Here is a 26,372-nt window from a genome sequence, read left to right as displayed (position 1 = left end):
CTTGAATACAACGGCGTTTGCACTATTTTTGATTATCGTCCTTGGTACGCTCGTCATTACATACTTTGCATCGAAAAAGACGAAAAATGCGAATGAGTTTTATACGGCAGGAGGAGGCTTGACTGGGTGGCAAAATGGTCTGGCCATTGCGGGGGATTATATGTCAGCTGCTTCTTTTCTTGGAATTGCAGGGGCAATTGCATTAACTGGATTTGATGGGTTCTTTTATAGCATAGGCTTTCTTGTTGCTTATTTAGTTGTATTATATCTTGTTGCCGAACCACTTAGAAACTTAGGGAAATATACATTAGCTGATATGATTGCAGCTCGTTTTGATGCGAAAAAGGTACGCGGAGTTGCAGCTTTAAATACGATGACAATTTCAATTTTCTATATGATTGCACAACTTGTGGGAGCAGGAGCACTTATTAAATTATTATTAGGAATAGAATATACGACATCTGTTTTAATCGTTGGGACGTTAATGACGGTATATGTAATTTTTGGAGGTATGACAGCGACGAGTTGGGTACAAATTGTCAAAGCTGTCTTACTAATGGCGGGAACATTTGTTATTTCAGTAATCGTATTTGCAAAATTTAATTTTAGCGTGACAGAAATGTTTGCGCAGATGAAAACGGCAACACCTCTAAAGGAAGCTTTTTTAAATCCAGGTGTGAAATATAAGGATGGTTTAGATACGCTTTCTTTAAATTTAGGTCTTGTTCTTGGGACAGCTGGTTTACCTCATATTCTTGTTCGTTTTTTCACTGTTCGTGATGCTAAAACAGCACGTCAGTCTGTTGTATATGCGACATGGTTAATTGGTGCATTTTATATTATGACGATTTTCCTAGGCTTTGGTGCAGCTGCATTTGTAGGGAATGCTGCGATTATTCAAGCAAACCCAGCTGGTAATATGGCAGCACCTTTATTAGCAAAAGCACTTGGTGGAGATTTCTTATTTGCTTTCGTTTCTGCAATTGCATTTGCAACGATTTTAGCTGTTGTGGCAGGTCTTGTATTAACAGCAGCTTCTGCATTTGCACATGATTTTTATAATGAGATCATTCGTAAAGGTAAAGCAACAGAAAAAGAACAAGTATCAATGGCGCGCTATGCTTCAATTGGGGTAGCGGTATTATCTATTATTTTAGCGCTATTTGCTCAAACATTAAACGTTGCATTCCTCGTGTCGTTAGCGTTTGCCGTTGCTGCAAGTGCGAACTTACCGGTTATTTTGTTTACAATTTATTGGAAGCGTTTTAATACAACAGGAGCGATTTGCGGAATGGTTGTTGGTTTAGTTTCAGCTATTGCATTAGTGGCACTGAGCCCAAATGTTTGGAGTCCTGAGGCTGGAAAAGCAATCTTTGTCGGAGAAGCGTTATTCCCTTACACAACACCTGGGATTGTTTCTATTCCACTTGGATTTTTAGCAGCGTACTTAGGAACAATTTTCTCAAGCAAGAAAGAAGATGCAGCGAAGTTTGATGAAATCCTTGTCAAATCTAATACAGGTCATGGGGTTAGTGATGTGTCTACGCATTAAGAAGAAAGAGAGCTTTCCAGTTTCTTGGAGAGCTCTATTATTTTGGGGTTTTGCTTAAAAATATTACGCTGCAGTTGGTAGGATTTGTTTCGTTCATGTGGAATGAAAATAAATAGAGAAAACTTTACCTCATCATGGCACCAGTACAGCTTGAAGAAATATAAGTTGTTTTGGAAGGTGGAATGTATGGTGAAAACAAAACAAACAGATATGTTATTAGCAAAGGATGAAAAGTATGTTTGGCATGGCATGCGCCCTTTTAGCCCAAATAGCACAATGGTTGGGACAAAAGCCGAAGGATGTTGGGTGGAAGATATAGAGGGGAAACGATACTTAGATGGTATGAGTGGGCTTTGGTGTGTGAATAGTGGGTATGGAAGAAAAGAACTTGCTGATGCAGCGTATGAGCAATTGCAAACACTATCATATTTTCCAATGTCTCAATCACATGAACCCGCAATTCAGCTTGCTGAAAAGTTAAATGAATGGCTTGGAGGAGAATATGTTATTTTTTTCTCTAATAGTGGATCAGAAGCTAATGAAACGGCCTTTAAAATTGCAAGGCAATATTGTGCACATAATGGGCAACCACATCGTTATAAATTTATGTCACGTTATCGCGGTTATCATGGCAATACAATGGCGACGATGGCAGCGACAGGACAAGCGCAGCGTAGATATCAATATGAGCCGTTTGCGTCAGGATTTTTACATGTGACGCCGCCAGATTGTTACCGAATGCCAGGGGTGGAATCGCAAAATATTTATGATATAGAGTGTGTGAAGGAAATTGACCGTGTTATGACATGGGAGCTAAGTGAAACGATAGCTGGATTTATTATGGAACCAATTATTACAGGGGGTGGTATTTTGATGCCACCTCAGGATTATATGAAAGCTGTTCATACAATTTGTCAAAAACATGGAGTTCTACTTATTAGTGATGAAGTAATTTGTGGTTTTGGACGTACTGGAAAAGCGTTTGGTTTTATGAATTATGATGTAAAGCCTGACATTATTACAATGGCAAAAGGGATTACAAGTGCATACTTACCATTATCAGCAACAGCAGTGAAGAAAGAAATTTATGAAGCGTTTAAGGGGACTGGAGAATATGAATTTTTCCGGCATATTAATACGTTTGGCGGGAATCCAGCTGCTTGTGCGTTAGCACTTAAAAACTTAGAAATTATGGAAAATGAAAATTTAATTGAGCGTTCTGCACAAATGGGATCGCTTTTATTAAAACAGTTAAAGGAAGAGATTGGAGATCATCCGTTTGTTGGAGACATTAGGGGAAAAGGCTTATTAGTTGGTATGGAGTTAGTAAATGATAAAGAGACAAAAGAACCAATTGATAATGATAAAATTGCAAGTGTAGTGAATGCTTGTAAAGAAAAAGGGTTAATCATTGGACGTAACGGAATGACAACAGCAGGTTATAATAACGTGTTAACATTAGCGCCACCGCTTATTATTTCAAGTGAAGAAATTGCTTTTGTTGTCGGGACATTGAAGACAGCAATGGAACGTATTTCATAGTAAAAAGCAAGCCGTATAATGGCTTGCTTTTTCATTTTGCTACAACTGTCTTATGCACTTTGTTTTAATTGTCTATCTTTTACGCCAAATGAATATTTTAACATTGGCGGTGTAATCATTGTAGTTAAAATAACGACGATAACGATTGCTGTAAAGTAATCTTGTGCTAGTAGTCCAGAAGTAAGCCCCTGTCCTGCAATAATAAGAGCGACTTCACCACGTGAAACCATACCAGATCCGATAATTGTAGAAGATTGGAAATCAAATCCTGTTATACGTGCTCCGAATCCGCAACCAATTAGCTTTGTTAACACAGCAATGATTGTTAATGCTAAGATAAACCATACTTTATCTCCAATCCCTACAAATGTAATGTTCATACCGATACTTACAAAGAAGATTGGGACGAACATTGCATAGGCAATTGGTTCTACTTTCTTTTCTACTTCATGTTTATAATCCGTTTGAGAAATTGCAATACCTGCTGCAAATGCTCCGATAATACCAGCGATTCCTAATAGTTCGCCAAAATATGCAAAAGCGAAACAAATGATAAGGGCTGCACTAATAATAGATTCTGATACGCGTAGTGGCGATAACCAGCGCATAATCAGTGGAACACCTTTCCAACCAATTAAGATAATAGATGCGAAGAAGACCACTTTTTTCAAGATGATTATAGTTAAGCTTACATCAGCTGATCCTAGGAAACTCATAGCAAATGCTAGTAAAATAACAACAAGAATATCATCAAAAACAGCCGCACCTAGCATCGTTGTACTTTCACGCGTCTTCATTTTTCCTAAATCACGAAGTGTTTGTACAGAAATACTAACACTTGTTGCACATAGAAGTAATCCTAAAAAGACCGCATTTGCTTGTTCCATTCCCATCACAAGACCTGCAACGTAACCACCTACAAATGGGAGAACGATACCACCAACAGCAACAGCTAACGAAGAATTACGATTTTCATTTAGTTCTTTTAAATCTGTTTCTAGACCTGCCATAAACATAAGAAGAATAACTCCTACTTGACTTAACTGTGTGAGTAAGTCGGAGTTGTTAATTAAACCGAAAACAGCCGGACCTATTACAATACCAACGATTAATTTTCCGAGTACGGAAGGTTGACCTAATCTGACACTAATGTCACCAGCAATTTTTGTACTTAATAAAATTAACGCAATTTGAAAGAAAAATTCCATCTCATCTCCCCTTTTCCTTTTAGTTTTTTTATTATACGATTTCTCGGGATTTGCTTAATGTAAAACAATATGTAACACACATTAAACAAGAGGTCTTTATACAAGTTCTTTTGAACTTGTAATTTGAACTCGTGATAAATATATAATAATTTTCAAGAAAAATCAATGCTAAATTGGCATATTTTAATTTGGATGATTTATTTTGAATAAGGAATATATGTCTATATAATGAAGGAGACGAAAAAGAAAAATAAATTTGTTTTTAAGAAATTAATTTATTTGATAGAAATGGAGTAAGAAATATGTTATTTAATCAGCGGTTTACAATTGGCGAAATGGCGAAAATGCATAATGTTGCAGAATCGACATTGCGATATTATGACGAAAAAGGGATTTTCCATCCATCAGTTGTTGATCCACAAACAAATTACAGATATTACACAATTGATCAATTTTCGCTCTTAGATACAATTAAATTTTTACGTCAGTTAAATATTTCTTTAAAGGAAATAAAGAAGTATATTGATGAAAGAAATCCATCTTATGCTTTAAATTTGCTGGAAAAACAACAAGAAATGATGTTGAAGAAACAAAGGGAAATTGAATATTCGTTAGCAAAAATAAATCATAAAATCGAAATGATGCAAGAAGCTACCGCATCAAAAGTGAATCATGTAACATTTAAGAAATTATCAGAAAGAAAAATTACTGCATTGTCAATTGCACCAAATGTAACGGACGATATGCTCGAGTATTATATACATTCGCTTCAAAAAAATATGAAGCAAATTGATGATAGTTTATTTTCAGGGGATATTGGCGTAACAGTGTCAAAAGAGGGCCTTTTTCAAAATAAATTTCAAGAATATAACAGCATTTTTATTTTGCTGGATTATATGCCGTTTCAAGTGGATACTGCAGCTGCTATTCAAGAAGGAATGTTTGCCTGTTCCTACCATCATGGTCCATATGAAGAAACAGATGGGACTTATAGGGAGTTGTTAAAAACAATTGAAAGAAAAGGATATAAAGTATCAGGAGATGCAATTGAGCTTGCATTGATTGACTGGTCTGTGACGGAAAATCCAGAAGAGCAGGTTACAGAGATACAAATTCCAGTAATAAAGAGGAAGTAGCGGTTGTATAACAAAAATGTATTTTTATTCTCGCTTGACTTTCAAGTAACTTGAAGGTTTAAAATGTGAACAGAGAATTGTAAAGGAGCATTTTGTTATGGAAACAACTGAGAAATTAAGAGATAAACCAATAAAAAGTTTATTTCTATCATATTTAATACCAGCGGTTCTTGGAATGGTATTAATGTCCGTGAATATTGTAATCGATGCCGTTATGATTAGCAGGGGCGTCGGAGCGAATGCTTTAGCGGGAGTAAACGTTGCTATCCCGGCCTTTTCCATTTTCTTTTCTATATCATTGTGGATTGGGATGGGCGGAGCTACACTATATTCCATAGCGTTAGGTGAAAATAAAATTGAGCGAGCGAGATCAATTTTTACACAGTCTATGACAGTAGCTGTGGTAATTGTTGGTGCTTTAATGGTCATCTGTTTATGGAGAATAGAAGATTTAGCTTATTTATTTGGAGCTAATGAAGTAATTCTGCCGTACGCATTAGATTATCTAACTGTATTATTAACATTTGGAATGATATATGTACTAGAAAATATTTTAAGTACGTTTATACGAAACGATGGCAATCCAAATTTAGCGATGGCAGGACTTGTTGTAACAGCGTTATTAAATATTGTTTTTGACTATATTTTTATTTTCATATTTGGCTGGGGGGTAACTGGTGCAGCTGCAGCTACAATTTTATCTGCAGCAATTGGTTTTCTTGTTTTATTAAGCCATTTCTTTAGAAAAAACAGTATTTTAAAATGGACGAAATTTCATTTTGAATGGGATACAGTTAAGCAAATCATGGTGATTGGTTTTCCGAGTTTTACAACAGAGATAACAGTAGCAATTGTAACGATTGGCTTTAACATAGCTTTTATTCAATATGCTGGAGAACTAGGGGTCGCTTCTTATGCGATGGTAAATAGTATTCACTCAATGACTTTGTTATTGTTCTTTGGTGTTGGAGCGGCTTTGCAACCAATTGCAAGCTTTCATTATGGTGCAAATTTACCTGAGCGGTTACAAGAAGGACTAAAATTTGCAGTGAAAACAGCTGTTGCACTTGGATGTGTAGCAATTGTGATAGGGTTATTCTTTGGGAAATATATCATCGGATTGTTTGATGTTCAGTCGACAGAATTACTTATGCTAACGGTAAACGGGATTAGTCTTTTCTTTATTCAATATGTATTTTTAGGCTATAACATCGTGTACGGAGAATATTTTCAGTCAGTAAGACAAACGACAAAATCAGTCTTAATTATTTTAAGTCGCGGATTATTATTTATTATTCCATTGCTTTGGATTATGCCAAAACTGTTTGGAGTGAACGGAATTTGGCTTGTAATGCCGGCTGCGGAATTATTAACAGCGATTATTGTATTTGGAATGAATCGTATTTATAATCCGGTATCAGTACGAAATATAGAAAGAAAACATGTGGCATGATAGAAATCCCCTTAGCGTATTTAAGGGGATTTCTTATTTTTTAGGCTAATTGCAAAAGAGCCTTCAGTTTCTTGTACAGAAGCAAATGCAATGTTTTTTATATCTTCAAATCCTTTTTCTAGTAACTCTTTCCGAAGCCATTTTTCATTTTTATGAATTAATTTTAAATTATCGTATTGAATTTGTGCATCAACGATAAGGGCAATTGGTAACCCTGCATATTTTACATCTATATGCATATCTTTTGGAGTGAGAGGGACAAGCTCTCTTTTTGGTAAAATACTAATGGCGCCATTGGCTTCTAAAATGGCATATTCGATTTCATGTACGCTAGGATATCCTGCTACGCGAAGATTGGAAAGTAATTCGGCAATGGGATATCTACTTTTTTTTAGATTTTCAAAAACAATATCGCCATGTTTAATTAAAATAATGGGGTGACCGAGAATAAAACGATTTAGTTTATTTAGCAAGCTTAATTTTGTAATAAAAAGATGGAGGCATGTAATAACAATCATACCTACAATAGCTTGCAAAGCACTATCAACGGGAACAGCTCGAAAAGCTAAATAGGATAAAAAGATAATTGCCCCGAAATCGTGTGGTGTAAGCTGTGCGAGTGCTGATTTTCCTAGTAGTTTAAGCGAGATAAGAAATAATAAAAAGAATAATGTTACATTACATAAAAAAACAATCAATGTTTGCACCCCTTAATGCAAATTCACATTATAAATTGTGTATACCTTATCCAATATTCCCTTATTCATTACAAATATTACTTTTCGATACTGAATTAGGATATCTTTGGAAATTAAAACTATACAAATAATTGCGAGGATATTATGATGAAAATATAGAAAAAGTAGGGGTAAATATGAATGTACAAGAAGAAAAAGTTAATAAGGTATAGTTTAATTTTGATGATGATTATAGTAGGTTATATGGGTGTTTTACAATACAACATTTATAAACATGGCCATATGAAAGCGCCAGATGATGTAGACTACATGATTCTTTTAGGTGCGAAGGTGAAAGGAACGGAGCCTTCCTATTCTTTACAATACCGCATCGATAAAGCCGCGGAATATTTAAAGACACATGAACAGACGATTGTAATTGTATCTGGTGGGAAAGGAAAAGGAGAAGCTATTTCGGAAGCGCTAGCTATGAAACAAGGATTAATGAAGCAGAATATTGTAGAACAAAGAATTATTATGGAAGATCGTTCAACAAATACAGACGAGAATATTGAATTTTCAAAGGCACTTATTCCAGCAAATAAGAAAAAAGGGATGATTGTTACAAATGACTTTCATATGTTTCGAGCTAAAAAAATTGCTATAAAACAAGGATTGAAGGTAGATGGACTTGCCGCTAAAACGCCAAAACCTATTATCATTCAGTCGAATGTTCGAGAATATTTTGCTATTACACAGTATTGGCTAATGAATCGCATATAGCGATAAATCTTACAAAAATGTAATCTGAGTGAAAGGTAAAGCGATAGTTCCTAAAGTAGTTGCATGACATAATAAAGGTAACAAAAACAACGAAACTTTAGGGGTGAATCGTATGAAAGGCAATAATATTTTATCTTCTCTTTGTTACTTTAGTCTTTTCTTTGCACCATTTCTATTTCCGATCATCGTCTACTTTATTGCAGAGGAAGATGTGAAATATCATGCGAAAAAAGCATTGTGGACACATATTTTCCCATATGCAATTTTGTTTGGGGGAATAGCACTTTCGGGTGTATTCGGTTTAAGTTTTGGAGAATCAGCAAGTGTTGGAATTGGCATGATTGTAACATATGTAACGTTTGCAATTGTAGGAATTTATTATTTCGTTTGGAATATTATAAAGGGTGTTAGAGTATTGAAAGCAGCTTAAATAACTGATTATGTCAGGAACGAAAAAGGACGAATGGTTAACAATTCGTCCTCTTTGTGTATAGAATTGAAAGGTTACAATTTGGTTAATACGAAAAAGGAACATAGTATATAGAAATTTTTAGCTGGGCATAAATGTTGAGAAAAATGAAACAAATATGTTAATTTTTCAGTAATAGGAAATAAGGAGGTTTTATGATGAGTGAAATTATAAATAAAATGGAACAGCATACATCAGTTCGTAAATATAAACAAGAACCGATTTCAAAGACTACAGTTGAGAGAATGGTAAAAGTAGCTCAGCATGCAGCATCATCACATTTTGTGCAAGCATATTCTGTTATATATGTAACAGATGAATCATTAAAAACACAATTAGCAGAGCTATCTGGAAATCGTCATGTAAAAGATTGTGCAGCATTTTTTGTTTGTTGTGCTGATTTAAAACGCTTAGAAAAAGCATGCGAGAAACATGGGACAGAGATTAAATATGATGGTGTAGAGGACTTTATTGTAGCTACAGTAGACGCATCATTGTTTGCGCAAAACCTAGCACTTGCTGCAGAGTCACTAGGATATGGTATTTGTTATATTGGTGGAATTCGTAATAATCCAGAAGAAATTAGTGATATACTTCATTTACCAGATAAAGTATATCCAGTGTTTGGAATGACAGTTGGAGTACCAGATGAAAAGCATGTAGTGAAACCGCGCTTACCAGTTGAAGCAATTTTACATGAAAATGCGTATGTCGAAAATAAATATGATGAATTACTAGAAGAATATGACCGAACAACGAATGAATATTATAAGGGAAGGTCTACCAATCAAAAGGATGTAACATGGACAGGGTCAATGAGTGCTTTTATGTCAAAAGAGAAGCGCATGCATATGAAGGGATTTTTGAATGGAAAAGGGTTTAATAAAAGATAAAGCTTGGAAAGCAAATCCGAAGAGTGAGGATTTGCTTTTTTATTTAAGCAGGAGAAGCCTTTTGGGTTTCGAATATGTATCAGTGTGTTGAAAGTAAAGGATTTGAAATTATTCCAGCAGTTGGTTCGTCTTATGTCGAAATTGCAGCTGAAATCATCAAGCAAACTTAATTTGTTTGATGGGGGAGAGGAGAAAGAAACATTTCTATATTTTAAAAACATGAAAGAATTTAATGAGAAGAACTTTGCGTAAGCTTAGGTCTTTTTTTTGTGAAAAATTACTGAATTTCCATTGACGTTTACATCACAAGTTGTTAATATACTGAATAATTTTGCAAAATTATAAAATTGATTCGATGGAAAACGAATCAAAGAGAGGAGAACTTATGTTGCAAGTTACATCATGGTTTCAGCGACATGTCAAAGTTGTATATTCACCATTTCGCGAAATGCTAGTAAGTTTACATGTTTTATGTAATCCTGCTCATCATATGAAACGATTAGAGTGGGTGGAAGATGTATTAAATCAAATGAAAGAAGAAGAAAGAGAAATGATGCACGCAATTAATAATGCGAGTGATGATTGGTTTCGTTTTATAGATTGGTGCTCTGAGTTTCAGCAAGAAGCTTATGTAGAAGAGGGAATTGAAAAATTACGTGTATCAGATAGAAAAAAGTTTCAGGAAATGTTCCCAAATATAGAAAAAGAGATCGTATGTGATTTTTTACTTCAGTATCATCAACGTTACTTTGCACGGGAGTTGTTTCGGATTGAACCATGGTTAGAACAATCTGTATACGATGTGAAAGAAATAATGAAACAAAATCCGATGTCTCTTTCTAGAAAATTGCATCCGAGATGTTTAATTGATGAAAAGGAGATAACTTTTTTTAAAGCTCGTACGTGGCAATATTGTTATGAGGATTTATCAGCAATTACGTTATATCCATCAACTTTTGTCGCGCCTCATTTATTAATAGATAACCTTATTTCAACACATATAAAAGTATATTATGAGGTGCAAATTACATCGTCATTTGCAGATGAGGTACCGAAGGATCTTTTAGGAATTTTACAAGCGATTTCAGATGAAACGAGATTAAAAATGTTAAGAGATTTATCCTTTCAATCTTTTTGTACACAGCAATTAACAGAGCGATATAGTCTTACAAAATCAACGGTTTCCAGTCATTTGAAAATGTTAGAGTCTACAGGGCTTATACAAAAGGAACGAAAAGGTTATTACGTATTTTATAAAACAAATCGAGAACGATTAGAACAAATTCGTGTTGATTTAGACCAATTTATGGATTTCCCAATTGTTCAAAAATCGGAGGAGGGAAGAACATGTGGCTAACGTTTAAGGCTACATTTCGTCGTGATTTCTATACGATGCGTAGAGCATATCCATGGTCATTTTTTCTAGGGCATATTTTAACTGGTGTATATATCGTATTGTTTGCTTATTTAACGTATCATTTTATGTTTCAAGGAAAACTAGATGTTAACTTTGCGAAGCTAGGAAAAACGGATGATTACCTTTCTTATGTTATATTAGGAGCTGTTTTTTATTCATTTTCTGTTTCTCTATTAATGATTGTGAGCAGGACACTAATAACCGAACTGCGTGAAGGGACACTTGATGTTTTATTATTAACGCCATCATCTCGGCAAGGATATTTTCTAGGAGCAGCTGTACAAGGAATATTGCGTGTGGGACTTGAATTCATCGCAATTTTTATTTTTGGTTTGTTTTTTGGATTACAGTTTCGAGAAATAAATATGATACCTGTGGTACTTTTGTTAGTTATTTTCTTCTTTGCAATATTCGCCCAAGCGTTAGTATTGGGTGCGTTTATGCTTTATTTTCGTGATACATATTTAACACAGAATACATTGTTTATTTTTATGAGTCTTGTGGGTGGAGTCTTTTTTCCAGTAGGATATCTTCCCGCATTCCTACAACCTATGAGTTTATTCATGCCGCTCTCACATGGTTTATCAGCATTTCGATTGTGCATGATTGAGGAAGGAAATATTGCTTCCATACAAAATGAACTTCTGTGGTTATTAGGATTAGGGATAGCGTATTTTATTGGAGGTGTATGCACGGTGAAACGAATGGAGAAGTATGTGATTGAAAAACATTTTGCATAGGGGGATTCGTATGATACAAGCAAAACAACTTGTAAAGCGGTATGAGTTGAAAGAGAAAGTAGGTTTTTTTCGTAAAAAGAGAAGAGTAGTTGAAGCGGTAAATGGCTTAGATTTAACTATTCAAAAAGGAGAGATTGTAGGATTGCTAGGTGTGAATGGGGCTGGGAAGACGACAACGATAAAAATGCTAGCAACGCTTCTGGAACCAACTTCAGGTACGATTGAAATTGATGGTATAGATAGCACGAAGCAAGATTTATTTGTAAAGAAAAAAATTAATATGATTGCAGGTGGAGAACGCATGTTATATTGGCGTTTAACAGGGAAAGAAAACTTGCAGTATTTTGGAAGTTTGTATGGATTAAAAGGGGTTGAATTAGAAGAACGTATTCAGTTCCTCTTACAGCAAGTAGAGCTAAAGGAAGCAGCTAATATGCCTGTAGAACGATATTCAAAAGGAATGAAGCAACGTTTACAAATTGCAAGAGGCCTTATTAATGACCCAGACTATTTATTTCTTGATGAACCAACATTAGGACTAGACGCCCCTGTAGCGAAAAAATTGAGAGAAATGGTAAATCGTTTGGCAAAGGAACAAAATAAAGGGATTTTGTTAACGAGTCATTATCTTGAAGAAGTAGAGGAACTTTGTGATCGGCTTTACATCATTGAAAAAGGTCGGCTTCTTTATGAAGGAACTCCTGAAAACATTATCCAATCGATTGTCCGTGAATATCACTTAGAAATTGTAATTCCAGAAATGCAGGATGAAATGATAGGACGATTAGAACATTCTTTAGGGATGAAAGAAATTCAACATGAAAAAGAACAGATGGGTGAACATATACGTTATCAATTGAAAGCGTCTTTTGATATGACAACAACGGTTTTATCATTATTAACAAAATATCAAATTCGTATAGTACAGTTAGAAACACATAAAGCAAGGTTGGAAGACGCGATATTACAAATTGCAAATGAGGTGAGTGCATGAATATATTTTTGGCGGAATGGAAAAAGAGTCATCGCAATCATTTTCATAGTAAGATGGTTTATTTTTCTTTGTTCATTTGGCCGGTGTTACTTTTTGCAACTGCTTATTTTTCGGTGAAGCCATTTGATACCTCAAATAGTAGTCCACTTGCCAAATGGATGGATCCAAAGCAGATTAGTTTTTTTCTCCTTACAGGTTATATTGGATATGTTTTCTTTTGGAGCCTCGTTCAATCGGCATGGCAAATGTCATGGGAACGCCAAAATGGAACACTTGAACTTATCTTTTTAACACCAGCCTCGCGTGTATGGATGATGTATTGCCGGGCAGGTGCAAATTTAATAGAAGGAGTATGGATGTTTACGATGTTTTCGATTCTCATCGCATTGTTTCTGAATGACAGACCGATACCACCAGTTGAAAATATCGTATTTGCTTTTATGATTTTATGTATTTCAGCTGTTGTGTGGGGAGGTTGCTTAAATACGATTTTTTTATTTTCACGAGATGCTAGTATTCTATTTACAATATTAGAAGAACCGATGCAATTTTTTGCAGGTGTACGTATTCCAGTTGCTGTATTACCACTATGGGGCAAAGTACTAGCAGCTTTGTTTCCATTAACGTATGTACTTCAAATTTTCCGTTCATTATTAATGGATAGTAAAAATATTATAAATGTACTTCCAGAGTTAGGGTTATTAGCTAGCTTATTAATTATTTTAGTTGGCATATCATACGTGCTTGTTCGGAAAGCTGAAAAGCATGCGAAACGAACAGGAAATATGGTTTTATTTTAAGGAACGGAGAGAGGAATATTTCGAGGTGCAGCGGCATTATGTAAAAATAATGATGGGAAATGAGATAAGCTAACCTTTGAGGGGTGTTGTATACGGGAAGTAAAAGAGGAAACGGGATAGGATGTTCATATTTTGTACTATGAGATCGAAATAATTGGAGGAAATAAAGAAAAATGTGATCCAGATGAGTTAATTTGTGAAGTGGATTGGAAAAGAAGTGAAGAGATAGAAGGTATTACCATTTCCTTTCTAGAAGATAGAAAGTTATTGCAGAGATTCATAGATTGTACAGCAAGTGATGAAACCTAAGCTCTGATAAATAGGAAGGGAAAGAAAAAAGATGATATACGAATTGCAGAAAAACAAGTTTATGAATTGCAAACATCTTCTAGACAAGGAAAGGCAAATTGAAGTGCAAGCTATCATTGAAGGTAATAATTCGGGCCGCATATTTGTAGACAATGTAAGCGAACCACGGTCTGGTTTAGTTTGGCTTGGAAATTTAGACGGTTTTATATTTATTGGTGATGCAAATAATACAATGTTTAACCTTGAAATAAAAAAAGTTTTAAGGGAACAAATTGCACAAGAAGCAGCCGGTTTGGACTTGAAGTGGTTTGAAGGATTTGGTTATCAAGTAGGATGGGATCGTACAATTAGAGAAATATTGTGTGAACAATCATATGAGGAATCCAATCAAAAAGTATACAAATTATATGAGGGTGCGTATAAAATATATAATGAACCAACGATTGATGAGACATATACAGTATTAAAAGTAACGAGGGAAAATCTTGCAACATACTCTTTGCTCGAACAATCATTTTTCGTTTCACAGATTACATCATTTTGGAATTCGGTGGAATTATTTTTTGAAAAAGGAATAGGGTATGTGATTTTGTATGAGAATCAAGTGGTGAGCCTTTGCTTTTCAGGATTTGTAAGTGAGAATACGCATACGGTGAATATTGAGACAATTCTAGAACATCGAGGGAAGAATCTTGCCAAGAAAGTCGCGCATGCATTTGTTCAAGAATGTTTCAAACAAGGCTATGTGCCTTATTGGGACTGTATGGAAGTGAATAAACCTTCAATTGCTATAGCGGAGAGCTTAGGGTTTACAAACCTTTTTGATTACATCGTATTTGAGTATCAATTTTAATTTGAATAAAGAAAATAAGAAATACCCCAAGGAAAAAAGAATGTATTTGTTCTTTTTCTGTTTGGGGTATTTTTGTTACGATATAATAGGATTTTTAACATGAATAAAAAAATTTGATGTAGAAAAGCGACTTATACAAGTCATTTTTCTTTATAAAATATGTAATGTCAAAAAGATGAAAGAAATACGATTAATGAAAAAGGTTTCATGCTAATGATTTGAGCAAGTATACTGCCCAGAGGGGTCTAGCTATAAAGCTATCTAATCATAAATAGGATTGTGAAAGCGCATTCCACTCTTCTAAAGAAAGTTTTTTTGTAATATGTTTTAGTTCGTCTGGAACATCGATAAAACTAATAAACTCAATACTATTATCATCTGGGTCTTTAAAATAAATAGAAGCATTGCCCTGGTTAGGGCGAACGAAAGGTTCAGTGGTAATTCGATTTCCAAATGGAACGGGTTCAATGCTTCGGTCTTTCAGCCACTGAGTAGATGTATGAAGAAACTCGAAGTCTACTTGAAATGCAATATGTCGCAGTGACGGATGATAGGGAGTTGTATATTCTTCCCCCTCCCAAAGACCTAGCCAACTTTGTTCTTCTACAATCCAAAAGAAAGCAGTATTCTCATATCTATTATATAGTTTTAAACCCAATGATTCATAAAACGGTATGGATACTTCTAGATTACGAACGGGTAGATGTGCTTCATATAATCCTTTAATCATAAAATAATACCTTCTTTCTTATGTTTTTTAGTTTATTTTAATCCATATATTTCTAGAATGAATCGATAAAAAGGATGAGGGATAGCTCATACGAAAGTATGAAAAAACAGCTCATTAATCATGAGCTGTTACTGTTTACATGCCTCGACATCGATGCCGGCAGCAATTAATTTTTTTTCGCCTTCTAGTTCAATAATTTTTTGTAATTTAGATAAGAATGAGTCAAAATCTGTATGTTTTGCAACTTGGAATGTCATTTTATGTTCGATTGGAAGCCACGTATCGATGTCAGCTTCGTTATGCTGAATTTTAACTTCTAGTTTATCAAGAGCATTTGCCACTTTCGCTTCGTATGTTTCTTTTGCTTCAAACTCCATCCATAAATCATATAGTTCATCCCCAAGAGAACCCTTTAATGTATGTTTAATATTTAAAATAGCTTTCTGTTCATTTTCTTGTTTTTGCAATTGTAATTGTTCGCTGTTCATTGTATCAAAAGCAGGAATATCCCCAGCTTCTGCTTCCACAAGGTCATGGATAATAACCATTTTTAATAGTTTTTCCATGTTTACTTTCTCATCTAAATAAGGCTGAACTAAAACAGCCATAAGCGACATACGCCACGTATGTTCAGCAACACTCTCTTGTCGACCGTTAGATAGCCAACTGTGTCTCATTTCAAACTTTAGTTTTTCAGCTAGTGCAATGACTTTTAGAATATTATGTTCCATTTAGATCCCCCTCACATTACTATAAAATAATCTTAATATAAAAATAGAATGTGTCAATTCACACTTATTTGACGAACAATTCAGAAATATTATAAAATATTTTTATAATATTTTTTTATTTTTACAAAAGACAAAGAAGAAGTTGAAATTGCAAAAATGCTGAGTGGGAGTGAATATAAAATGTACCAACAGACAGCAATTCATGTACTAGATCTTTTGAAAAATATAGTGAGTGGAATGAAAAATGTTCAGAAAATAGAAGAAGAGTGTAGGGAAATAGAAAGGAAATTCCATGTAACGTATGCAGAGTTAATGGACTTATATCATAAAATGGTAGCCTTTCAAAGGGATATTGAAAAAGTGGGCGGGGTATTTGCATACGAGCAATCCCAAATGATGTGGTTGAAATCAGAGCTGGAATTTTTATATGCTACGTATCAATTTTGTCAGCATTATAATTTAAATATTGCAGATACTTCAAAGGCGATTAGTAAAGAGAATCTACATTTATTTCCGAAAACGGAAAGCCAACTACAGAATACGTACTATAAATTAAAAAAACAAGAGTTACCGTTTGAAAATATAAAAAAGGGGAAACCTGGACGCAAGAAAAAACACGAACCAGAACAGCATATAAATGAGAAGTGGAATGAAGGGAAAAGTATAGTGCTCCAAAATGAAAAGACAGAAAATAATCTAGTTACTATATTATCAGGTATTGTCGATAATTTTGAAACAATTGGTGCGGAAGGGCAGAAAAAAGAACTGTATCAGTTTATGGAAGGAATTTATAAACTTTCAAGTATGGCAGCTGGGCATAGAAAAGAAGATAATACACAAGATATACAGAAAGAGCTTCAAAATCTTCGTGCTGAAAATGAGAGATTGAGGCATGAAAAAGAGGAGCTTATTTCTAGTATGAACGAAATGACAAATCAAATGAATCATTTCATTGAGAGCTCTGATATTGATCAAATTCGAACATTACCGTCTTTTGTGAATATATGCAAGCAATATTTGGAGAAAAATAAATTTCATCATAACAAAATAGACACGAAAGAACAAATGATGTCTATGAAACAATGAGAGCTGTTTTCTATTGGTTTTATGAAACTGATAGAGAGTAGCTCTATTATTTTTATGCTAAAATCAAGAAAACTTACAAATTAAGAGGAGAAGTTAATATGAGCCAACAATTACATCCACGCGTCGGTGTCGGGGCATTTATTTTAAATGGGCAGGGCGAGTTACTGCTTGTGCAGAGAAAGAAGGCACCGGAGCAAGGACACTGGAGTCTTCCTGGTGGGAAAGTAGAATGGATGGAAACAGCGGAAGATACAGTTATTAGGGAAATTGAAGAAGAGGTAGGACTAGAAATCGAACTCACGTCGCTATTATGTGTGACGAATCACATTTTACCTGATGAAGAAGCGCATTGGGTATGTCCGACGTATATTGCAAAAGTAAAAAACGGGATAGCAGAAAATCGAGAACAACACGCTATTAGTGAAATTGGGTGGTTTTCGTTAGAGCGTCTACCAAAACGATTAACTTTAACTTTACAAAATGCTTTGAAAGAATACGAGAAATTGAAATAAGCTTTTAGTAAGGAAGAAAACTTTCACTGAGGGCTAAGTACTGTTATCATATAAATTCAAATTGAAAAAACGAAATAAAACCTTTCCTTTTAGGTGGGAGAGAGCATCCGGACATGCATAGAAGCGTGATATGTCGAAAAATCAAAATAGATTTATAGAGTGGTGAGATAGGTTATCTTCTTTAAAGATAGCTTATTTTCGTTAATTGAAATAAAATTCAGGATTTTGTTGACTATCCATTTTTTTCTTTTTATATTAGTAGGTATTATGGGAACAGCAAGTAACTGAGTTTGAGTCATTGATTCGGAGAAAAGAGCAGGAGGGTGTACATATATTTTCTATTCTTGTTGGGGCACCTCAAACAAAAATTGGAACAACCTTTCATCATAATTATATGACGCCAGATGTTGTGAAAGAGCGAATGGGGGACATTTAACAGTTGTTGCACGCGATGGGAAAGAGGTTTTGATTGCTAACTTTTCAGAGCATAGCACATCATGGGCTGTGACAACATATGATCCAGCACTAGTGCTTGTCGCAACAGAATATGTTCGTCATGATATTATGATCGAAGAAATTACACAAGAGTTCGGTCCGATTAAACTAGATACACTATGGCGTGGTAATGCAGATCTAGTTCACGTTGTAACAGGGAAAAGACTTATGAAAAAATGAAGGGGGAAGAATAATGAACCGGGCTGAAGCACAGGTGACGCTGCATGGTAATGAAACATTTCGGCAAGGCGTGAAAGACTGTTTACCGACTGTACTCGGTTATTTAAGTATTGGTATTGCAGCAGGTGTAATTGAAAAAACAGCTGGATTTTCTTTAGTAGAAATTGCGCTTATGTCTACTTTGATTTATGCTGGTTCCTCACAATTTATACTCGCTGGTATGTTTGCAGCTGGAGCTCCTGCTTCTGCAATCATTTTCACCGTATTTTTTGTTAACTTACGTCATTTGTTAATGAGTGCTGCGCTCGCACCATATTTAATGAAAGTTCCTTTTTTGAAAAATATGATCATTGGTTCGCAAATTACAGACGAAACATTTGGTCTTGCGGTTCAGCAAGCTTCAAAAAAGCAATATTTAAGCGAAAGATGGATGCTTGGTTTAAATGTGACAGCATACTTAAACTGGATCATTGCGAATGTCATCGGTGGTATTTTTGGTGAATGGATACCAGACCCTCATACATATGGTATGGATTATGCTTTACCTGCTATGTTCATTGGATTATTTGTTTTGCAGTTAATGAGCAGTCATCCAAAAGTGGCAATTCATCTTAGCGTTGCGATTGCGGCAATTGTAATCGCATATAGCCTACATTTTTTTGTTCCAGCAAGCGTAGCTGTTATCATTGCAACACTTACAGCAGCAACGATAGGGGTGGTGATTGAAAAATGGAAGTAAGACTCGATGTGTTATTACTTTTAATGGGAGCAGGTGTAGTTACTTTAATCCCACGCCTATTGCCGCTTATAGTATTTAGTAAAATACAAATTCCAGATTGGGGCTTAAAATGGTTAAGTTATATACCTATTGCTATATTGGCAGCGCTCCTTGCCGAAGTACTCTTTATGAATAAAACAATGCAATGGGATTATTTAATTGCAGCAATCCCGACATTCTTTGTTGCTATCTATACGCGAAGTTTATTAGGAACGGTATTGACAGGTGTGATTGTGATTATTTTGTTACGATTGTTCCTATAACAAGGATTTTGTTCATATTGTATCGAAAATTGTAATAGCATGATTAACAAAGGGGTGGTGTTATGATTATTGTAACAATAGGTGTCATCTTGTTTACATTGTTTATTTGTTTTATCATTGGCCTTGCGACTTATACAATGCTTGTTCAAAAAGTAACCCCGCAAATTTATTACACACCGTGTGAATCCACCACAGTACAGTCCCGTAAAAGTGAAGATAAAAATAGAGGGAAGAAAAGTTAATAGTAGACTTTTCTTCCCTTTCATTTATTCATTTCTGTTTTGAGGAGTGTTCTGTAAAAAAGGAGCTAATTCCAAAAATTCAGCTCCTGTAAACCAAACCTACATTTTAGAAATTCCTTGTAATAGTATGCCAAAGAGTAGACTAATAAAAGAGAAAGCACCGACGGATACAGAAATAACTCGGTTATTTTTCCATTCTTTTATGAAAACCATAAATCCTAAAATACAAAGAAAATACCAAATTGGTAGAAAAATAAAATCGCTAATATAGTTGGGGAGTAATGTATAGAAACTAGTCAAAACTAAAATCCAATGTCCAAGAAATAAAGTCATAACGATAAAGGAATGGCGATAAGGACGGTTTAAATATTTTTGATTTTTAAGAGTTATAAAAATGAAAGTTAATGTTATGGTAATGATTAGAAAAACGAAAGCGAGTAAAAGTAATGTAAATGGCATATCAAAACTCCTTCAATATACTTGTTGTGTTACATTTTTTTGAAGAAATGAATCTATCATTTCGTATGCTTGTTTTGTAGATTCTTCGTTATATTTTGCAGTATAAGGATCCAAAAATCCATGATATCCTGGAAACTGGTGTATATGTAGAAATGGGTTGTTTTGTTCTTGCAATGTTGCAATAAGAGAGGAAACTGAACAGTTTAATTCTGTTTCTGGAAAAATTAAAAGAGTAGGACATGTAGGAATCATATAAGAATAGTCTCGTATGCGAGAGCCATAGCAGCTAATAACGAAATTAACTTTTGGATTTTTACTACATAGCCAAGAGATGGTTGCGCCAACGCTAAAGCCTATAAGTCCTATGCATGAATATTTTTTTGAAAGTGTCGTAATTATTTCCTCAACTTGTTCTTTTCCATGTTGGAACCCAACGTTTTTTATAAAATGAGAGTAAGCTTTTTGTTCGTCATTATAATGAAAATGAGAGTTTAATTGTAAAAGGTTTGGGCAGAAGACATCTACATGTTGAGAAGAGAATTTTGTAACGATATCCTGCATATGTTCATTTACTCCGTATATTTCGTGTATAGCAATAAGAGCTACTTTCTGATTCATCAATTAAAACTCCTTCCTATGAAAATCATATTCTTTTTCAACAAGACAAATCCGCACATGGAACTGTTCATACCATTGTTCACGACCTCTTTGTCTTGCTATAGTATGTACTGCATTATCTTTCCATTGTTTAATTGCTTCAAGCGATTCCCAATATGAAATTGTAATTCCAAAACCGGATGTATCCCGTACGCTTTCAACGTTTATAAATCCAGGTTGTTCTTTAGCGCGTTTCTCTATTTCTTCTGCAACATCGTCATAATCAGTAGTGTCTTGCGAAAGTTGGGAAGTGAATATAACTGCGTAATAAAAGGGCTTTTCAGAAAATAAATTGTCCATTTTACACCTCCAAATATAATAAAATATATTTTACCATAAAGTTATGAATTGAAAATAAATTCATATTGTGCAATGGGATTTATTTGTAATAAGATTTTTAAAAAGCATATAATGTTCGGGTTTGAAATATCACGTACTGTATTGGATGAATTATCGAAAAAGTAATGAATCTCACTTTAGTGGGTTTGTTGTTTGCATTTGTAACATTAGCATTATTTGTACCAGTGATGGTCAAAATATTGGGAAAAGAAAATTGATGGCCATTCATCGCATATACGCAAACACAAAAATAAGAAAAATCCCACTTCAAATAAAACTGAAGTGGGATTTCTTATAGTTCCTCCAGACTATTAATCGGAACAGTTAATTCACGTTCTGGATTTGTTGCATCATATATTCGGGCGGTTTCATTGCTTTCATCAACGTGTTGGATCATAACAGGCAGGCCTTGAAAACTAACATGCGCTTGTTCTGATGACTCGGATAGCTCTTTTGCACGTTGTACGTTCATTCTTACATTCCTCCCATCTTTACTATTGTTGCTTGAAGAGAGGAGGAATATACCATTTCAGAGTTGATTTAAGACTTTTGTATTATTTGTAACGTTTCTTTAATAAACACAGTAAATGTCGAATCAGGAAATTCTTGTATAGCATGAAAGGCTTCGGTTGCCTCTTGAAGCGCCTTCTCTTTGTTTTGGAGTTTCATATAACAAAGAGCACGATAAGCTCCTCCGGTTATAATCCATGCTTGGTCTAGTGGATGGAACATATAATCCGGAATTGTTGCTCGTTCTAATGCTTCTAAGGCCTCTTCGTATCGTTTGAGACCGTATAAAGATTTTCCCTTTTCTACGTAATACGCCCCGTCTTCTTGAAAGAGTTGTTCACCTTGGAGTTTTTCTCTAAACAGTTCTAGATGCTGTAGAGCTAACGTGTATTCAGTTGTGATTGTGTTATAGTAATAAGCTTTTAATATGTCTACAACAGCAAGGGATAAAGTGTTTTCTGTAAAAATAGCAAATTGCTCGGATTTCTTTATATAGTGTAAATATTTATTTTCATCAGCTACTATTACCTTTTGATAAGAGAGGATTCGATAAAATTCGTCTGTTTTATAATACACTTGATTTTCTTTTGAGAAGTCAAGGGCCTGTAAGATAATTATTTCGCACCCGTCATAATCACCATATGCAAGTAAAACAACTGCTTCACATAAGAATAGTTCTATTTGTATAATAAGGTCCATCTCTAATTGTCTTGCTTCATATTCTTTTCGAATAGAAGTAAGAAGTTCTAGGCATTCTTCATATTTTTTATGGACAAATAATACATAACAAAGCTTTAAACTGGTTTGTGTACTTTCACGGTATAAAGCATATTTTTGAAAAATTGCTACGGCTTTTTCGATATACGAATGTATGTCGTAATCTTTCATATTAAATGCAGCGCCTATATATTGTTTATATAAACGAGCTGTACTTAAAGTGGGCGGTAGTTCCTTTTGAACAATAGGTAGCAGTGTACGATACACTTCCTCAAATTGATTATTTTTTATTGCCTGTTCCATCTTTGGAATCAGTTTTTTCACTTCTTCGTTGTCGTCTTCTAGTAAAAAGCTTGCTTCACATTCAAGCTTACTAGCAAGATATTGTAATGTCTTCATGGAAGGTGTCGCTTTCCCATTCTCAATTTGACTCAGCATACTTTTTGTTAGCTCTGAGCCAGCCAATTGTGTTTGCGTAAAACGTTTTTCTTTTCGCAATGCTTTAATTTTTTCACCAAGAGTAGCCATATAGTTGCTCCTTTATTATAAAAAAGTTAAATACAATTAAACTTTTTGTTGTCAAAATTTGAAAAGTGGTTATATAATAAGTTTAACACAATTTAACTTTTTAAGGGAGAGTGACATGATGGAAGACGTAAGTATAAGGGGAAATGATCCAAGACTCAAAATTGCAACAAGAAATATCATTTTGATGATGATTGGAAAAGTTACTTCTTTATTAGGTGCAGGAATTTATACGTTTGCAATGGGGTTATATGTTTTAAAAACAACAGGGTCAGGAGTAGGATTTGCAATGACACTTATTTGCGGATCTATACCAAGGGTGGTATGTGGACCAATTGCTGGGGCGGTAGCAGATCGTGTAAATCGACGGTGGCTTATTATTGGAATGGACTTATTAAGTAGTTTAACAATGATTACAATGTTTATTCTTTCTACTATATTTGGGCCATCACTTCTATTTATTTATATTTCGGCCGCATTATTATCAATATGTGCAAGTTTCTATTCTGTTTCATTCACTTCTTCAATTCCAAATTTAGTGGATGTGGAGCGTATTCAAAAAGCGAGTGCTTTAAATCAAACAGCGGATTCATTATCAAGAATTTTAGCGCCGATAATTGGCGGGATAATATTTGGGTTGTTTTCCATTACATCCTTTTTTCTCTTAAATGGTATTACATTTTTCTTGGCTGTTATTGTACAATTATTTATCAAATTTGATTTGTATAAAAAAGAAGTAGAGCAAGATAAGGCACATTTTTTAACAAGTATAAAGGATGGGTTTTTATATGTGAAACAGCAACAAGAAATATATGGACTCATGAAAATTGCTCTTTGGGTAAACTTTTTTTCTAGTGCACTTTTTGTTGCACTTCCGTATATTATTGTACAAAACTTACATTTAACTTCTAAACAACTTGGTACTGTAGAAGGTATGTTAGCGGTTGGAATGCTAATTGGGGCATTTGTTTTATCTGTTCGCAAGGAAATGAATAACCCGTTTCGATCTATTTATATTAGCTTATTGTTATTTGCAAGCTTAAGTTTATGTACTGTCTTTCCGTTAATCGTTACGATTCCAAAGGCAGCAAGTTTTATTTATTATATTGTTTTTATGCTTCTGAGTGGTGTTTCAATGATAGCAGTGAATATACCAATGCAAGTACATATTCAAAAAACAACAGATCCAGGATATTTAGGACGCGTTTTTGGACTTCTCGAAACAATTGCTACAGCAATTGCTCCGCTCGGAATGATTTTGTTTGGATTTTTATTAGATATGCTTCCTACTAGTATCGTAATGTTAACATTGGGAGTTGGGTTGCTTTTAGTAGTACTATTAGGGATGAAGCAGTGGGGTATGAAAAAACAAGTGGATGTGTCAGCGTAAATAAAGGGAAGCTTTTGTAAAAAAGCTCCAACTTATACATGTTTAAAAATGTGGATAAGTTGGCTTTTTTTATTTTGAAAGTATTTTTTATGTGTGATACATTTAATAAAGTGTGCATAGAATCAAGTTCAATGCTATAAGATGTGTAACAAAGAAAGAGGAGAAAAACATCATGAGAAAAATAAGTTTTGTTATGCTTTTTTTGTTTTTCCTGATGACTGGATGCGGCAATACTTATGATATCCAAGTTGAAACAGGTATGCAGGCATTAAAAGATGAGAAATATAGTGACGCAATCATGTGGTTCGAAAAAGCAGGAAAAGAAAAATCTACGGATGAGACGAAATCATATACAGAAGTTGCCAAACTAATGAATCACGGGGCAACAGCGTTAAAAGATGGAAAATATTTAGAGGCGAGAGATGATGCCAATCAAGTATTGCAAAAGAAAAAGGACGCTACTCTTGAAAAATCTGTAAAGTCAAATGCAGAAAATATGCTTCAGAAAGCAAAAGACATTGAAGAAAAAGAAAAAGAAAGAGTTCAGAAGCAAAGAAAAGTGGATGAAGAAGGCATTGATAAAGTAATAAAGGCTGTAGATAGCATTGATGAAGCAAGGGAAAAACAGAAAAAAATCGGAGAAGCATTGGATAAGGCTGAAAATGCAAAAGAAAAAATAGAAGCGAAGAAAAATCAATAGAGTAATAATGTAATAGTTATGCATGAGGCTGTCGTTTGTTACGACGGCTTTTTTAGGAGGGATCTTAATTTTTTTAGGGTTTCTCCTATTAAGGTGAATATTATTTGTATAATTAGAAAAATCAATTTTGTTACAATAACTTGAATTTCCACCATTTCATCAAAAAAAGGCATATAATGATTCTATAACCTATTACAAGGAAGTGTAACTTATGAATACTGTAACTGTTGTCTATGGTATTATTCTTTCTACTATTATTACTTTATTTGTTGTTGGAGTATCACGTTATATCCATAAATGGAAAGAAGGGATTGCAAAGTTAAATCATATCGAAGAAGAATTTGGTGATTTAATGTTACATCACGGTAAGTAAAGAGGTTTATTTTTTAATTAAACAATGTGAAGTGTATCACAAAACATGCTGGCATTTTGGGCATGTTTTTTTGTTATGTCAAAAAGGTATTAGATAGGCACATCAGTCTCATTTCTTCCATATGATACAACGTTAAGTATGAAATGTTGGGAATAGAAAAGAGGGATCGAATGGCTAATTCAGGATATGTTCCAGATAATAAAAACTTAAAGAAAAGTTCTGGTACACCAAATCTTTTCTTTGACTCACGGAAAAATGTATTTTTTAAACGGAATGATAAAAATATTGCTTATGAAGTGACTTCAACACAATTACCAGCAATGATTGGAGGAGCGTTTGTCGATCTTTTTATGACGAAAGGTCATATGAGGGAACCACATTGGCATCCAAATGCTTGGGAGTTAGATGTCGTCGTTTCTGGAGAAGCAATTACTTCTATTTTAAATCCAGAAACGAATCAACTGCAAAATTATCGGGCAAAAGCTGGGCAAACAGTATTTATTCCAATGGGGTGGTGGCACTGGATTACAGCTGTATCAGAAGAAGTACATTTACATCTCTTTTTCAATAATGATCAATTTGAAACAGCTGAAGGATCAGACGTACTTAGAATGACCCCTCCAGAAGTATTCCAAGCCGCTTACGGTGTGAATGCTGAACATTTAGCTAAAGATCTTGCTCCAATTAAGGAATCTGTTGTGATTGGGCCGCCTCATTTAAAGCGTTCTACGGATGAACAGCGGTCTGGTATAGTAGTTGTACTAAATGGAGAGCTGACTTCTTGTGAGATAGAGTAGCTCTTATTTGTTTTGGATAAGAGTTGCTCTATTTTGTATGGAATTTAAAATAGTACTTGATA

Annotated in this window: 31 protein-coding genes and 1 pseudogene; 23 read left to right on the top strand and 9 right to left on the bottom strand. The window is 34.5% G+C overall.

Annotated elements, in window-relative coordinates:
- The first annotated feature begins 1 nt into the window (after window position 1).
- A complete protein-coding gene (locus tag BLV40_RS17595) occupies window positions 2–1,552 on the top strand; it encodes a solute symporter family protein (RefSeq protein WP_026591786.1) in 1,551 nt (516 codons plus the stop codon).
- Between the two features lie 186 nt (window positions 1,553–1,738).
- Window positions 1,739–3,094: an aspartate aminotransferase family protein gene (locus tag BLV40_RS17590; RefSeq protein ID WP_090692347.1), complete on the top strand. Its 1,356-nt coding sequence runs from the start codon at window positions 1,739–1,741 to the stop codon at window positions 3,092–3,094.
- Window positions 3,095–3,144: 50 nt separating this feature from the next.
- On the opposite strand, the gene BLV40_RS17585 is transcribed toward BLV40_RS17590, so the two are convergent.
- The gene (locus BLV40_RS17585; protein ID WP_026591784.1) at window positions 3,145–4,302 is read right to left on the bottom strand and encodes a cation:proton antiporter; all 1,158 of its coding nucleotides are present in this window, start codon (window positions 4,300–4,302) and stop codon (window positions 3,145–3,147) included.
- 302 nt (window positions 4,303–4,604) lie between these two features.
- Here BLV40_RS17585 and BLV40_RS17580 point away from each other — a divergent pair, with 302 nt between their 5' ends.
- Window positions 4,605–5,438 (top strand): MerR family transcriptional regulator, encoded by an 834-nt coding sequence (locus BLV40_RS17580; RefSeq protein ID WP_026591783.1) that lies wholly within the window; start codon window positions 4,605–4,607, stop codon window positions 5,436–5,438.
- Between the two features lie 97 nt (window positions 5,439–5,535).
- Window positions 5,536–6,891, top strand: coding sequence for an MATE family efflux transporter (locus BLV40_RS17575; protein WP_090692343.1), 1,356 nt, complete (start codon window positions 5,536–5,538; stop codon window positions 6,889–6,891).
- Window positions 6,892–6,911: 20 nt separating this feature from the next.
- Here BLV40_RS17575 and BLV40_RS17570 read toward each other — a convergent pair whose 3' ends face one another.
- Window positions 6,912–7,589: a DUF421 domain-containing protein gene (locus BLV40_RS17570; RefSeq protein WP_026591781.1), complete on the bottom strand. Its 678-nt coding sequence runs from the start codon at window positions 7,587–7,589 to the stop codon at window positions 6,912–6,914.
- 180 nt (window positions 7,590–7,769) lie between these two features.
- Here BLV40_RS17570 and BLV40_RS17565 point away from each other — a divergent pair, with 180 nt between their 5' ends.
- The 9 genes from BLV40_RS17565 to BLV40_RS17520 all read left to right on the top strand — a co-directional run bounded on the left by BLV40_RS17565 (window position 7,770) and on the right by BLV40_RS17520 (window position 14,826).
- Window positions 7,770–8,351 (top strand): YdcF family protein, encoded by a 582-nt coding sequence (locus BLV40_RS17565; protein WP_026591780.1) that lies wholly within the window; start codon window positions 7,770–7,772, stop codon window positions 8,349–8,351.
- Between the two features lie 112 nt (window positions 8,352–8,463).
- Window positions 8,464–8,781 (top strand): magnetosome magnetite crystal formation protein family, encoded by a 318-nt coding sequence (locus BLV40_RS17560; protein ID WP_090692339.1) that lies wholly within the window; start codon window positions 8,464–8,466, stop codon window positions 8,779–8,781.
- Window positions 8,782–8,978: 197 nt separating this feature from the next.
- The gene (gene nfsA, locus BLV40_RS17555) at window positions 8,979–9,713 is read left to right on the top strand and encodes an oxygen-insensitive NADPH nitroreductase (RefSeq protein WP_090692335.1); all 735 of its coding nucleotides are present in this window, start codon (window positions 8,979–8,981) and stop codon (window positions 9,711–9,713) included.
- 385 nt (window positions 9,714–10,098) lie between these two features.
- On the top strand, window positions 10,099–11,070 hold the full coding sequence (locus tag BLV40_RS17545; protein ID WP_090692331.1) for an ArsR/SmtB family transcription factor: 972 nt from the start codon (window positions 10,099–10,101) through the stop codon (window positions 11,068–11,070).
- Window positions 11,061–11,870: an ABC transporter permease gene (locus tag BLV40_RS17540; RefSeq protein WP_090692328.1), complete on the top strand. Its 810-nt coding sequence runs from the start codon at window positions 11,061–11,063 to the stop codon at window positions 11,868–11,870. The genes BLV40_RS17545 and BLV40_RS17540 overlap by 10 nt, the downstream gene beginning before the upstream one ends.
- Before the next feature lie 10 nt (window positions 11,871–11,880).
- A complete protein-coding gene (locus BLV40_RS17535; protein ID WP_090692324.1) occupies window positions 11,881–12,864 on the top strand; it encodes an ABC transporter ATP-binding protein in 984 nt (327 codons plus the stop codon).
- Complete coding sequence (locus BLV40_RS17530) at window positions 12,861–13,664, top strand: ABC transporter permease (RefSeq protein ID WP_090692320.1); 804 nt, start codon at window positions 12,861–12,863, stop codon at window positions 13,662–13,664. The genes BLV40_RS17535 and BLV40_RS17530 overlap by 4 nt, the downstream gene beginning before the upstream one ends.
- 132 nt (window positions 13,665–13,796) lie before the next feature.
- Window positions 13,797–13,973, top strand: a complete 177-nt coding sequence (locus BLV40_RS29400) for a hypothetical protein (RefSeq protein ID WP_244525426.1) — start codon at window positions 13,797–13,799, stop codon at window positions 13,971–13,973.
- 31 nt (window positions 13,974–14,004) lie between these two features.
- Entirely contained in the window at window positions 14,005–14,826 is an 822-nt protein-coding gene (locus BLV40_RS17520) for a GNAT family N-acetyltransferase (RefSeq protein ID WP_026591773.1), read from the top strand.
- Between the two features lie 265 nt (window positions 14,827–15,091).
- On the opposite strand, the gene BLV40_RS17515 is transcribed toward BLV40_RS17520, so the two are convergent.
- Together BLV40_RS17515 and BLV40_RS17510 are read right to left on the bottom strand one after the other, a co-directional pair.
- On the bottom strand, window positions 15,092–15,556 hold the full coding sequence (locus tag BLV40_RS17515; RefSeq protein WP_026591772.1) for a VOC family protein: 465 nt from the start codon (window positions 15,554–15,556) through the stop codon (window positions 15,092–15,094).
- A gap of 128 nt (window positions 15,557–15,684) precedes the next feature.
- Entirely contained in the window at window positions 15,685–16,287 is a 603-nt protein-coding gene (locus tag BLV40_RS17510) for an HD domain-containing protein (protein WP_026591771.1), read from the bottom strand.
- 180 nt (window positions 16,288–16,467) lie between these two features.
- On the opposite strand from BLV40_RS17510, the gene BLV40_RS17505 reads away from it, so the two are divergent.
- From BLV40_RS17505 to BLV40_RS17480, 6 genes and pseudogenes are all read left to right on the top strand, one after another.
- Window positions 16,468–17,373, top strand: a complete 906-nt coding sequence (locus tag BLV40_RS17505) for a DNA-binding domain-containing protein (protein WP_090692316.1) — start codon at window positions 16,468–16,470, stop codon at window positions 17,371–17,373.
- A gap of 98 nt (window positions 17,374–17,471) precedes the next feature.
- On the top strand, window positions 17,472–17,885 hold the full coding sequence (locus BLV40_RS17500; protein ID WP_026591769.1) for an NUDIX domain-containing protein: 414 nt from the start codon (window positions 17,472–17,474) through the stop codon (window positions 17,883–17,885).
- A 166-nt stretch (window positions 17,886–18,051) separates the two neighbouring features.
- Window positions 18,052–18,560: pseudogene (locus BLV40_RS17495) on the top strand (hypothetical protein); the annotation flags it as partial.
- A gap of 13 nt (window positions 18,561–18,573) precedes the next feature.
- Window positions 18,574–19,299, top strand: coding sequence for an AzlC family ABC transporter permease (locus BLV40_RS17490; RefSeq protein ID WP_090692314.1), 726 nt, complete (start codon window positions 18,574–18,576; stop codon window positions 19,297–19,299).
- Window positions 19,290–19,601 (top strand): AzlD domain-containing protein, encoded by a 312-nt coding sequence (locus tag BLV40_RS17485; protein ID WP_026591766.1) that lies wholly within the window; start codon window positions 19,290–19,292, stop codon window positions 19,599–19,601. Before BLV40_RS17490 ends, BLV40_RS17485 begins: the two co-directional genes overlap by 10 nt.
- A gap of 62 nt (window positions 19,602–19,663) precedes the next feature.
- A complete protein-coding gene (locus tag BLV40_RS17480) occupies window positions 19,664–19,843 on the top strand; it encodes a DUF3951 domain-containing protein (protein ID WP_026591765.1) in 180 nt (59 codons plus the stop codon).
- 99 nt (window positions 19,844–19,942) lie between these two features.
- Here BLV40_RS17480 and BLV40_RS17475 read toward each other — a convergent pair whose 3' ends face one another.
- From BLV40_RS17475 to BLV40_RS17455, 5 genes are all read right to left on the bottom strand, one after another.
- A complete protein-coding gene (locus BLV40_RS17475) occupies window positions 19,943–20,302 on the bottom strand; it encodes a hypothetical protein (protein ID WP_026591764.1) in 360 nt (119 codons plus the stop codon).
- A gap of 12 nt (window positions 20,303–20,314) precedes the next feature.
- Window positions 20,315–20,920 carry a dienelactone hydrolase family protein gene (locus tag BLV40_RS17470; RefSeq protein ID WP_090692311.1) on the bottom strand — a complete coding sequence of 202 codons (606 nt, stop codon included), beginning with the start codon at window positions 20,918–20,920 and terminating at the stop codon, window positions 20,315–20,317.
- Between the two features lie 3 nt (window positions 20,921–20,923).
- Window positions 20,924–21,259, bottom strand: a complete 336-nt coding sequence (locus BLV40_RS17465; protein ID WP_090692308.1) for an antibiotic biosynthesis monooxygenase family protein — start codon at window positions 21,257–21,259, stop codon at window positions 20,924–20,926.
- A 331-nt stretch (window positions 21,260–21,590) separates the two neighbouring features.
- On the bottom strand, window positions 21,591–21,770 hold the full coding sequence (locus tag BLV40_RS17460) for an H-type small acid-soluble spore protein (protein WP_001102752.1): 180 nt from the start codon (window positions 21,768–21,770) through the stop codon (window positions 21,591–21,593).
- A gap of 68 nt (window positions 21,771–21,838) precedes the next feature.
- Window positions 21,839–23,053, bottom strand: a complete 1,215-nt coding sequence (locus tag BLV40_RS17455; RefSeq protein ID WP_090692305.1) for a helix-turn-helix domain-containing protein — start codon at window positions 23,051–23,053, stop codon at window positions 21,839–21,841.
- Between the two features lie 118 nt (window positions 23,054–23,171).
- Between BLV40_RS17455 and BLV40_RS17450 the strand changes: the two genes are divergently transcribed.
- The 4 genes from BLV40_RS17450 (at window position 23,172) to BLV40_RS17435 (ending at window position 26,310) form a co-directional block, all read left to right on the top strand.
- Window positions 23,172–24,440: an MFS transporter gene (locus BLV40_RS17450; RefSeq protein WP_090692303.1), complete on the top strand. Its 1,269-nt coding sequence runs from the start codon at window positions 23,172–23,174 to the stop codon at window positions 24,438–24,440.
- A 172-nt stretch (window positions 24,441–24,612) separates the two neighbouring features.
- Window positions 24,613–25,140: an outer membrane protein assembly factor BamD gene (locus BLV40_RS17445; RefSeq protein WP_090692300.1), complete on the top strand. Its 528-nt coding sequence runs from the start codon at window positions 24,613–24,615 to the stop codon at window positions 25,138–25,140.
- Window positions 25,141–25,351: 211 nt separating this feature from the next.
- Complete coding sequence (locus BLV40_RS17440; protein ID WP_026591757.1) at window positions 25,352–25,513, top strand: hypothetical protein; 162 nt, start codon at window positions 25,352–25,354, stop codon at window positions 25,511–25,513.
- A gap of 170 nt (window positions 25,514–25,683) precedes the next feature.
- Entirely contained in the window at window positions 25,684–26,310 is a 627-nt protein-coding gene (locus BLV40_RS17435) for a cupin domain-containing protein (RefSeq protein WP_026591756.1), read from the top strand.
- Window positions 26,311–26,372: the final 62 nt, after the last annotated feature.

Origin of the sequence: Bacillus sp. 166amftsu, from assembly GCF_900107445.1 — a bacterium.
In the GTDB taxonomy this organism is placed as follows: domain Bacteria; phylum Bacillota; class Bacilli; order Bacillales; family Bacillaceae_G; genus Bacillus_A; species Bacillus_A arachidis.
The sequence above is the reverse complement of the archived record's forward strand: the minus strand, read 5'-3'. Positions and strand labels throughout refer to the sequence as shown.